This is a genomic window from Streptomyces sp. NPDC006510 (assembly GCF_040611955.1).
Taxonomy (GTDB): Bacteria; Actinomycetota; Actinomycetes; order Streptomycetales; family Streptomycetaceae; genus Streptomyces.
The window spans coordinates 1-9,709 of sequence record NZ_JBEXPH010000258.1 but is presented as its reverse complement, the minus strand read 5'-3'; the positions used below and the strand labels follow the sequence as shown (position 1 = coordinate 9,709).

Sequence of the window (9,709 nt, the reverse complement as noted above, 5' to 3'; positions counted from 1 at the left end):
CGCCGCGACCCCGTCGGCGGACAGGCCGCGCACCACCGGACGCAGCACCTCCTCCAGCAGCGCCGCCCGGGTCTCGCCCCAGGCCCGGCCCGCGTGGGGGTGGGAGCTCCAGACGGTGAAGCAGTCGGCGACATAGGCCGGGTCGGAGCGCAGCCGGGCGAGCACCGCGTCCCGGCGGGCGGCGGTGCCGTAGGCCGCGATGAGGTCCGGGTCGTCGCTGTGGACGAACGCGTACAGCTCCGCCTCGGGCCGGTCCGGGGCGAGCAGCCGCCCGGCCAGGGCGCCGAACGCCTGCTCCCGCACGCCCGGCTCCACCGGTTCGGCCCCGGCGCACAGCTTCCGGGCCTGTTCCGCCCAGCCGGGCTCCGCCGCCCCCGACCGGACGTCCCGCGCGAACTCCAGGAGGTGCAGCGCGCCGCGCGCCCGCGCGTCGATCTCCTGCGGGAAGCCGCGCAACAGGTCATGGGCGAGCTCGGGGGCTTCCGGGTCGTCGGCGGGGGCGCCGAGCGCCGCCGCGACGAGGGCGGACCAGGTACCGGCCGTACGGTGCGCGTCGGACGTGCTCCCGCTCAGCAGCAGCCGGGCCTCGCCCGCCGTGGGGATGCCGTCGCCCCAGACGAGACCCATCGCCGTACGCAGCACCAGTGGCTCGGTGAACGGTGACATTCCACCGGCCCGCAGCACCGTGTTCAGCACCTTCACCCGGTCGTCGCCGCCGCTCGCCCGGACGTCCGGCGCCGCCGCGCACATCCGCAGATGCGGCAGCGTCTGGGCCCCGGTGAACGGCAGCGCGACCCCCGTCAGCAGCCGCTCCGTCGCGGACGGGTCCTGCGGGGTGATCCGGTCCAGCTCGCCGAGCAGCGCCGTACGGACATCGAACTGCTCGTCCAGGAGGTCGAGCAGCACCGCGGCGCAGTCGGCGGCCCCTTCGTCCAGCAGGGACCGGGCCATCCGGCCCACGACGTCGGGGAGCAGTTCCGCGCAGTCCACATCGAGCAGCCGCGCGATCCGCAGCAACTGCACCGCACGCCCCACGTTCCGTCCGGGAGCGGCGGCCGCGGCGGCCGCGAGGGGCGTACCGGTGGCGAGTTCGGTACGCAGGTCGTCGCCCAGGGCCGCGACGAGTGCGGCGACGGCACGCTCCCCGGCCGGTCCGGCGAAGACCGAGCGCGCGGGCGGTTCGAGGGCGACATCGCCGCCACGTACCGCCTCCGTCACCAGCAGAGCGCCGAGCGACGCGGTCGTGGCGGCGGTGGACCGCCCGTCGAGAGCGGTCAACAGCCTTGCCACACCGGACAGTTCGGCGCTCGTGCGGTCGAGGTCGGGGGCGGTCAGCGCATCGGTCAGCTGCCGCGTCCGCTCCTCATCCAGTGCGTACGGCCGCTCGGCCGCCCACTGCGCGGCCGCGGCCCGCTCGTCGGGGCCGAGCGGGACGCCCGCGCAGAGTGCGGTCACGGCGAGCGGCCCGGCCGCGAAGGGTTCGCCGGGCAGCTCCGCCGCCACCCGGAACAGCTCCGGGGACCGGTTGCGCCAGATCCGGGCGCAGGTCTCGGCCCAGGCATCGCCCGTCGGCTCAGCGGGGCGTGCCCCGGTGCAGTCGCGCACCCGGAATCCGTCGTCCGGGCCGGCCGCTCCGGGGGCGTCCTCCGGCCGCACTCCGACGACCTGGTGCGGGGACTCGGCCGGACGGCGGGTGTAGGTCGTGAAGGTCAGCCGCTGAGCGGTCTCCGGTGGGAGCACCGCCCCGGCCAGCGCGATCCACCGGGCGACATCGGCGCACTGCCGCTCCACGAGAACGACCCGCGCCGAGGACGTTTCCTCGCACACCCGGCGCAGATCGGCGAAGACCGCCGCCAGCCAGGGGCTCCGGGAGACCGCGAAGTCGTTGAGCGCCTCCGGGCCGAACGCGGCGGAGGCGGGCAGGGCGTCCATGCGGCCGGGCGTGCCGCCGTCCGGAGTGGTGGAGGCCCAGTTCGGCGACCGCCAGGCCGTGATCGGCAACGCGTCGCCCGGCAGCCGGGTACCGGCCGGAAGATGCACCGCGTGCGCGTGGAAACGGCCGGCGCCGGGGCCGCCGAGCGCCACGGTGCGGCTCAGCAGATGACTGCCGTCGGACAGTGCGCTGAAGCTGAACGCCTCGGGGAACGAACGGAGTTCGTCGGTGGTGGGGAGGTAAGGGGCTCCTGCGGGCGGCTCGTATCCGAGGAGCCGCTCGGCCTCCGCCAGCACCGGCGTGGGTATGCCTGCACCGACCGCCGTGAACCGTGCGCCGCCCCCGTCGTCCCCCGCGGTGGCAGAGGTGTAGTGCAACTGCGCGAGGCTCATGCGTCGGCCCTCTTCGTCCTTGCCGCGAACGTCCCCGTACCGTCAGCACGCCCGCTCCGCAGGCCGCCCGTCGAGGGCAGGCCGTCCGGGCGCAGCGACGACCCCGGCGGGGAGCGGTCCGCAATCGCGGGAGCGACGCTATCAAGGCACGCCGCCCCCGCGCGCACCCCGCCGGAAGGTCAACGGCCCGGCCTTCGCCGGGGCTTTCAGCCCAACGGGGCGGTGCGTACCGCCCGTACGCCCGGCGCGGTCGGGCGTTCCGACGTCCAACAGGCCCTTGTCGGCCGAGGCGGCGTGGAGTCCGCGCCCACGGGTGTGCTGGTCATCGGCCGGGTGGCGGCACAACGCTGCTTCTCCGACTCGGACATGGGGCCGGTGCGCTGCAGGATGCGATCCGGTACGGCGCGCGACGGGTCGTCGATCACCACGTGCAGCCGTCGTCCTTGCCGCTGAGGTACCAGCCCTCGACCCGTTCCCGGCTCGGCTGCATCTCGACGTCCTTGCCGCGCTACCGGCGCGGTACGCGGCAAGGACCCTGCTCAATGCGCCTCCATCACTCCAACGGCCTACACACCGTCCCCGCTCCCGGTCGTTGATCGTCTTCGGATTGCTCAAATCCCCCGAGGGCGCAGCTCATTGGGCCCAAGGGCCCACCTGTTTACAGGAGTTACTCCGTTGAATCTCAAAACTCTCTCTGCGGCAGCCGCCCTTCTGGCGCTCGCCGGCCTCGCCGGTTCGACCACGGCCGAGGCCGTGCCCGGCACGGTCTCCGGCAACGGTGGCAACCGCATCGGCACCCTGCGTGTCAACGGTGAGGCCTATGTGAAGGAGGGCGGCCTCAGCGCCAAGTGGGTCAAGGAGTCGGCGGGTGTCAAGCAGATCGCCCTCTCCGGCAACCGCATCGGCGTTCTCACCAGTGACGGTGTCGCGTGGGTGAAGGAGGGCGGCCTCAGCGCCACCTGGGTCAAGGAAGCCACGAACGTCAAGCAGATCGCCCTGTCCGGCAAGCGCATCGGTGTCCTCAAGGACAACAGCGAGGCCTATGTGAAGGAGGGCGGCCTCAGCGCCAAGTGGGTAAAGGAGTCCGGCAAGGTCAAGGAGCTCGAACTGTCGGGCAACCGCATCGGTGTGGTCACCGGTGACGGTGTCGCGTGGGTGAAGGAGGGCGGCCTCAGCGCCTCCTGGGTACGGGAGTCCGACAACGTCATCGGCATCGACCTGGCAGGCGACCGTATCGGCATCGTCACCGGCAACGGTGTCGCGTGGGTGAAGGAGGGCGGCCTCAGCGCCTCCTGGGTGCGGGAGGCCGACGACGTCATCCAGCTCGAACTGTCGGGGAAGCGCATCGGTGTCCTGAAGGACAATGGTGAGGCCCATGTGAAGGAGGGCGGCCTCAGCGCGACCTGGGTCCACGAGTACAACCAGGCCATTCAGATCGCCCTGTCGGGCAACCGCATCGGCGTGCTCAAGGGCGACGGCAACGCACGGGTCAAGCAGGGCGGCCTGAACGCGACGTGGGTCCTGGAGGCCAAAAACGTCACGGAGCTGGCTCTCTCCTGACGCGTGACATGTGACAGGTGAAGCGTGGATCATGCAACGTCTGACATGTGACACCTGATACCCCGCCGCGCCGCGCACCGGAGCCGATTCGGTGTGCGGCGCGGTATGCGGCGCGGAGTGGCCGGTCAGGAGCGCGCCGCGCCCTCCCGGGTCGAGACGGTGACATGCTGGACGCGCATCGGGTGTCCCGGTTCGGTGCCGGAGCCCGCGGTGGCGCCGTCGGCGGCGGGGAGTTCGCCACCCATGGCCACGTTCAGGATCAGGAACATCCCGTGACGCACCGCCCGGTCCCACGTCCGGGAATCCATCCGGGCCCGGGTGACCCGGTGGTGGACGCGGCCGTCCAGGTACCAGCGCACTCAGACCGGCCTCGACGGCGTAGGAGTGGAACGCGGTACGGCAGCCGGGGCACGGCCGCGGACCCGAGGTGAGGCCCACCGGCTCCTCGCAGGGGCCGCCGTCGAGGATGCCGCAGTGCATGCTGCCGAAGACGGTGTCGCGGCCGTTGACGGACTCCATGACGTCGAGTTCACCGACGGACGGTCACCCCGTGCAGCCGTCACGGAGCTTCGCTCCCAGGGTCCGGAAGTCCGGCCAGTAACCCGCCGCCGCGGAGCCGGACGGTCAGCGCGCCGGGCCAGTCGACCGCCGAGACCGCGCGGTAGGCGTTGTCCGGAATGGCGAGCGGTTCACCGCAGGTCGGTAAGTACAGCTCGACAACGGGGAGTTCGGCCGGATTCCAGGCATGGACGAGTACCTCGTGCGAGCGCCTGGTCAGCCGCCGCCGGCGCAGGCTGCTGACCGAGGAGAGCACGAGGGCGACGACGTTGAGGGCGAGCACCGCGAGGAAGGCCGGAAGTTGACAGTCATCCAATTCCCGGACCGGTGCCGTCGGGCCGACCCTGCCCGTGACCGGCGGAAATTCGTTTGGCAGGGGCTCCGGCGGCCGGATAGGAATGGGGCCATGAGCACATCCATGCCCCCGCAGACCACCCAGGACCCCGTCGACCGACGGGCCTTCGTCCGCACCGCACTCGACCTCGATGACGTACTGCTGCGTCCATGGAGTCGAAAGGACGCAGAGTCGGAGGGCCTGCTGGACGGCTTGATGGCCGCCGCGGCGGATCCTGGGATCGCGCTCTGGAGCCCGGTCGCGGCAGCCGACCGCAGCGAGGCCCTGGCCTGGGTGGAAGCGCGCGACGGAGCCTGGGACCGTGGCGCCGTGGCCTCGTTCGCCGTGGTGGCAGCGGCCGACGGTGCCCTGCTGGGCAATGTCGCACTGCGGTGGGTCGATCGTGAGGACGGCCTGGCGATGATCGGTTACTGGGTGCTGCCGGCCGCCCGCGGGCGGGGCATCGCCAGCAGGGCGACCGCAGCGGTGACGAGCTGGGGCTTCGCCACGGCCGACGCCCGCCGGATCGAGATAGCCCACGCGGTGGGCAACGAAGGATCCTGCCGGGTGGCCGACCGCTGCGGCTACCTCCCCGAGGGCACACTGCGCGACTCCTACCGCTTCGGCGACGGGAAGTACCACAACGAGCATCTGCACGCCCGCTTGGCCACCGACCCGGAACCGGCCGAGCTCTGAGCAGCCCGGACCGGAGCGGGCAGCCGGTGCCCGGAACCGCCTTGCCGCAGCGCTGATCACCGAATTCGGGGCCCTGCCGCAGGAGCGGCGAAATCTGGCCTGTCCGGTCTTCCTGGACGAGGGGATGCGTCGCGGCCTCGCTGCGCCAGCACCTTCACGAGGCCATCGGGGTCACACCTGCCGCGTACCGGCGGACTTTCCGCCCCATGGCTCCGACGGGGCCGCGAAGGCGGCCGGCAGCGGTGCCGACGGCCACCGGAACGTCTTGAAGGCGCAACAGTTTCGCCGGGAACCGGCCGCCCCCGTTCCGCACTCATAGGATCGACGCGACTTCGGGGATACGGGGGTGGTCGATCGTGGCGCGCGGCGGTCCGGTAAGCGGATGGCGCGGGTACGGAGTCCTGGCGGCGGTACCACTACTGCTGGCGACCGCGTGCGGCGGGAGTGACGGAGGAGGCGGGGACGCGGCGAAGAAGCGGCCGAGCGCCTCCCCGTCCGCCAGTACCGCCGCCGGGAAGGACGGGAAGGAATCGCCCGGCGCCACGGGCGAGCCCGTCATCGACGCCGACCCGGCGCGGCTGCCCACCACGCGGAAAGCGGCCCTCGACCTCACCGGGCGGGTCATCGCGGACCCCGAAGACTTCGGCCCCGGGGTCGTCGCGCGCAGCCCGTACGAAAGCGGCCCGGACACCTGGCCGGTGCTCGACGCCGACTGCGTATGGCAGCAGCGCGAGCCGGGCCGCGGGGTCCTCGCCACCCTCACCCGCTCCTTCGAGGTGCCGGCCGGCCGGGGCAAGGGACCGCTGCGGCTCGCCGCGATCGTCACCGTGCACCGCACGGACGACGGCGCACGGTGGGAGATGGCCGAATCGCTGGAGGAGTCGATGCGCTGCCCCACGCAGCAGCTGCGTCAGGGCGAGTTCATCGGAGGGCTCGGCGCGGGCGCCCTGGCCCGGGGCGAGGCCAACCAGGTCAACTCCGAGGACACGCTGGTGGAATCCGGCGAATACCGCAGCGCCGAACCAGGCGGCCCCTACCCGTACTTCTGGGAGCAGGACCAGATCCTCCGGTTCACCTTCGCCGTGACCGCCAAGGGCGCCAAGGGGTGGACGGACGACGAGATCGGCGACCTCGGCGTCCGGGCACAGAGCGCCATGCTGATGCGGCTGCACGAGGCCGTCGAGAAGAAGGGCTGAGGGCGCAGACGGTGATGGAAGAGCTTCGGGCCTCGGACCCGTCATGGATCGGCGGGCACCGGCTGCTGGGACGCCTCGGCGCCGGTGGCATGGGCGCCGTCTACCTCGGCCGGACCGGCGACGGGGCGCTGGCCGCCGTCAAGGTGATCCTGCCCGAACACGCCGGGGACGCCGACTTCCGGGTCCGCTTCCGCCGGGAGGCCGAGGCCGCGCGCCGGGTGGACAGCCCCTGGGCGGTACGGGTGACCGGGTCCGGCACGGAGGACGAACGCCCCTGGCTGGCAACCGAGTTCGTGCCCGGACCCGCGCTGTCCGAGACGGTCGCCCGGTGCGGACCGCTGCCCGCGCGGAGCGTCCGGGTCCTCGGCCGGCTGCTGGCCCGCGCCTTGGCGTCGGTGCACGCGGCGGGGCTCGTCCACCGCGACGTCAAACCCGGCAACGTCCTGCTCGCCGCCGACGGGCCGCGGCTGATCGACTTCGGCGTCGCACGGGTCACCGACGCCACCGCGCTGACCGCGACGGACCTGGTGGTGGGAACCCCCGGCTTCCTCGCACCGGAACAGGCCACCGAGGGCGCCGCTGCCGTCGGGCCCGCAGGTGACGTCTTCTCGCTGGGCTGCCTCCTCGCGTACGCCGCGACCGGGCGACCGCCCTTCGGGAGCGGGGCCGTGGACGCCCTGCTCTACCGCACCGTCCACGAAGCACCGGATCTCGACGAGGTCGACGACCCCGAACTGCGCGAACTGCTCGGCGCCCTGCTGGCCAAGGACCCGGCCGCCCGTCCCACCGCCGCCGGACTCGACGAACGGATCACCGAGGACGCCCCGAACGGCTCGATCGGCTGGCTGCCCGAGAACGTCGTACGGCTGATCGCCGACCGGTCCGCCGCGACCCTGGCCCTGCCCGGCATCGACGCCACGCTCGCCGAGAACCCCGGGGCCCGCACCCCCGCCCCGGCCCGGCGCAGGCTGCTCCTTCTCGCGGGCGCCGGAGCGGTGGCCGTCGCGGGCGGCGGCGCCTTCGTCGTACGGGAGTGGCTGCGCGACGACGACACCGGAAGCTCCGGCGCGGCCGGGGCGGACGCACGGACCTGGACCATCGGCGTGCAGGCCGACCTGTCCGGGCCCCGGGCGGCGGACGGGCGGGCCCAGGAACGCGGGGTGCGGCTCGCGGTCGACCGGTTCAACTCCCGTACGGACAAGCCGTTCGGCCTGCGGGTGAAGGCGCTCGACGACCGGGGCGAGGCCGCCGACGCCGTACGGGTCGCCGAGCGGTTCACCCGGGACCGCGACGTACTCGCCGTCGTCGGCCCGACCGACGACCCCGCCACCACCGCGGTGCTCGGAACCTACGACGAGGCGATGCTGCCGCTCGTCACCGTGTCGTCCCAGCAACTCAGCTTCGCCGTACGGTCCATGAGGTCCTTCTTCCAGGCGGTCCCGTCCGATGTCGCGCTGGCGTACCCGATCCGCAACCGGCTGGTGCTCCGGCCCGACGTGCAACGGCTCGGCGTGCTCGTCGACCGGGCCGGCGGCCAGTCCGCGTACCTGACCGGCTACTTCCTGAACCGGATCGTCGTCGACTCCACCGACGGGACCACCTACCCGCGCGTGGTGCCCGCGGGCACCCGCGACCTTGCCCCGGTCGTCGCCGACCTGCTCGCCCACCGCAGCGACGCCTTCTTCCACGCCGGGGACCAGGCCGGGGCCGCCCGCGCCGCCCGGACGCTCGCCGCCACCTCCTACAAGGGACCCCGCATGGCCATGCACACGGCCATGGGCGCCCGCTTCCTGAAGGACGCCGGGGACGCCGCCGAGAGCTGGGAGTTCGTCTCGCCCTGCGTCGGCGCGACGGCCCCCGCCGTGAAGGAGTTCGCCGCGGCGCACCGGAAGAAGTACGGCGGCGCCCCCGCTCCCTGGGCCGCCGAGGCGTACGACGCGGCCGGGCTGGTCCTCGCCGCCCTCACCGCCCTCGCCCGGAAGAACCGGCCACCCGCACGGGCCGACCTGGTCGCGAAGATCGCTGCCTCCTCGTACCACGGCATCTCCCGCGACTACGCCTTCGGCGAGAACAACCGGCTCAAGGGCCAGGCGGCCCACCTCCACGGTGTCCGCGACGGCGCGTTCCGCTACCTCGGCCCGGTACCCACGAGCGAGAACTGACCGGGCATGCGGCCACTCACCCCGGACGACCCCCGGACCGTCGGCGCCCACCGCGTCCTGGCGCGGCTCGGCGCGGGCGGCATGGGCGTCGTGTACCTGGCCCGCACGTCCGGCGGGCAGCTCGTGGCCGTGAAGGTCATCCGGGCCGAACACGCCGCCGACCCCGGCTTCCGGGCCAGGTTCCGGCGTGAGGCCGAGGCCGCCCGCCGGGTCACCGGCCCCTGGGTGGTCCCGGTGACGGACGCCGACACCGAGGCCCGTGAACCGTGGCTCACCACCGCGTTCGAGCCGGGCCCTTCGCTGGCCGAGGTCGTCGTCGCCGAAGGCCCCCTGCCGCCCGCGACCGTCCGCGCGCTCGGGGCCCGCCTCGCCGACGCGCTCGTCGCGGTGCACGGAGCCGGCCTGGTCCACCGCGACGTGAAACCGGCGAACGTGCTCCTCGCGCTCGACGGGCCCCGGCTCATCGACTTCGGCATCGCCCGCCACGAGGGCGCCACCGCCCTCACCGAGCCCGACGCGCTGATCGGCACGCCCGGCTACCTCGCCCCCGAGCAGGCGTCCGGGGACCGGGCCGGGCCCGCCTGCGACGTCTTCGCGCTGGGCTGTGTCCTCGCGTACACGGCGACCGGCCGCCGCCCGTTCGGGGACGGCGGGGCCGCAGCGGTGCTGCTCCGCACCGTGCACGAGCCACCGGACCTGCACGGCCTGCCGCCCGCCCTGCTGCCGCTCGTCGAGGCGTGCCTGGCCAAGGACCCGGCGGACCGGCCCCCGGCCCGGGAAGCGGCGTGGCTCCTCGCCGCACCGCCCGGCGAGGACCCGGGCGCCTGGGCGCCGCCCGGACTGGCCGCCCTGATCGCCGCCCGCTCCGCCGCAGCCCT

6 protein-coding genes and 3 pseudogenes are annotated in these 9,709 nt (G+C 73.7%); 6 read left to right on the top strand and 3 right to left on the bottom strand.

The window, feature by feature from the left end; all coding sequences use genetic code 11:
• Window positions 1-2,325: GTPase-associated protein 1-related protein (locus ABZY11_RS39770; protein WP_356483843.1), on the bottom strand; the 2,325-nt coding region annotated here is incomplete at its 3' end.
• 675 nt (window positions 2,326-3,000) lie between these two features.
• On the opposite strand from ABZY11_RS39770, the gene ABZY11_RS39765 reads away from it, so the two are divergent.
• Window positions 3,001-3,885, top strand: a complete 885-nt coding sequence (locus ABZY11_RS39765; RefSeq protein WP_356483842.1) for a peptidase S1 — start codon at window positions 3,001-3,003, stop codon at window positions 3,883-3,885.
• 125 nt (window positions 3,886-4,010) lie between these two features.
• Here the strand turns inward: ABZY11_RS39765 and ABZY11_RS39760 are convergent.
• Window positions 4,011-4,506 (bottom strand): annotated as a pseudogene (locus ABZY11_RS39760) (acyltransferase); the annotation flags it as partial.
• Window positions 4,505-4,744, bottom strand: a pseudogene (locus tag ABZY11_RS39755) (glycosyl transferase); the annotation flags it as partial. The pseudogenes ABZY11_RS39760 and ABZY11_RS39755, both read right to left, overlap by 2 nt.
• Before the next feature lie 105 nt (window positions 4,745-4,849).
• Between ABZY11_RS39755 and ABZY11_RS39750 the strand changes: the two are divergent.
• The 5 genes and pseudogenes from ABZY11_RS39750 to ABZY11_RS39730 form a co-directional block, all read left to right on the top strand.
• The gene (locus ABZY11_RS39750) at window positions 4,850-5,473 is read left to right on the top strand and encodes a GNAT family protein (RefSeq protein ID WP_356483841.1); all 624 of its coding nucleotides are present in this window, start codon (window positions 4,850-4,852) and stop codon (window positions 5,471-5,473) included.
• Between the two features lie 134 nt (window positions 5,474-5,607).
• A pseudogene (locus ABZY11_RS39745) lies at window positions 5,608-5,742 on the top strand (AraC family transcriptional regulator); the annotation flags it as partial.
• A gap of 150 nt (window positions 5,743-5,892) precedes the next feature.
• The gene (locus ABZY11_RS39740; protein WP_356483844.1) at window positions 5,893-6,669 is read left to right on the top strand and encodes a hypothetical protein; all 777 of its coding nucleotides are present in this window, start codon (window positions 5,893-5,895) and stop codon (window positions 6,667-6,669) included.
• Window positions 6,670-6,683: 14 nt separating this feature from the next.
• Window positions 6,684-8,831: a bifunctional serine/threonine-protein kinase/ABC transporter substrate-binding protein gene (locus ABZY11_RS39735; RefSeq protein WP_356483840.1), complete on the top strand. Its 2,148-nt coding sequence runs from the start codon at window positions 6,684-6,686 to the stop codon at window positions 8,829-8,831.
• 6 nt (window positions 8,832-8,837) lie between these two features.
• A partial coding sequence (locus tag ABZY11_RS39730; protein WP_356483839.1) for a serine/threonine-protein kinase occupies window positions 8,838-9,709 on the top strand: 872 nt, incomplete at its 3' end.

Excerpts from the sequence above, each read along its gene's own strand:
- ABZY11_RS39750 (WP_356483841.1), top strand. The coding sequence starts at position 4,850 with ATGAGCACATCCATGCCCCCGCAGACCACCCAGGACCCCGTCGACCGA.
- ABZY11_RS39735 (WP_356483840.1), top strand. The coding sequence starts at position 6,684 with ATGGAAGAGCTTCGGGCCTCGGACCCGTCATGGATCGGCGGGCACCGG.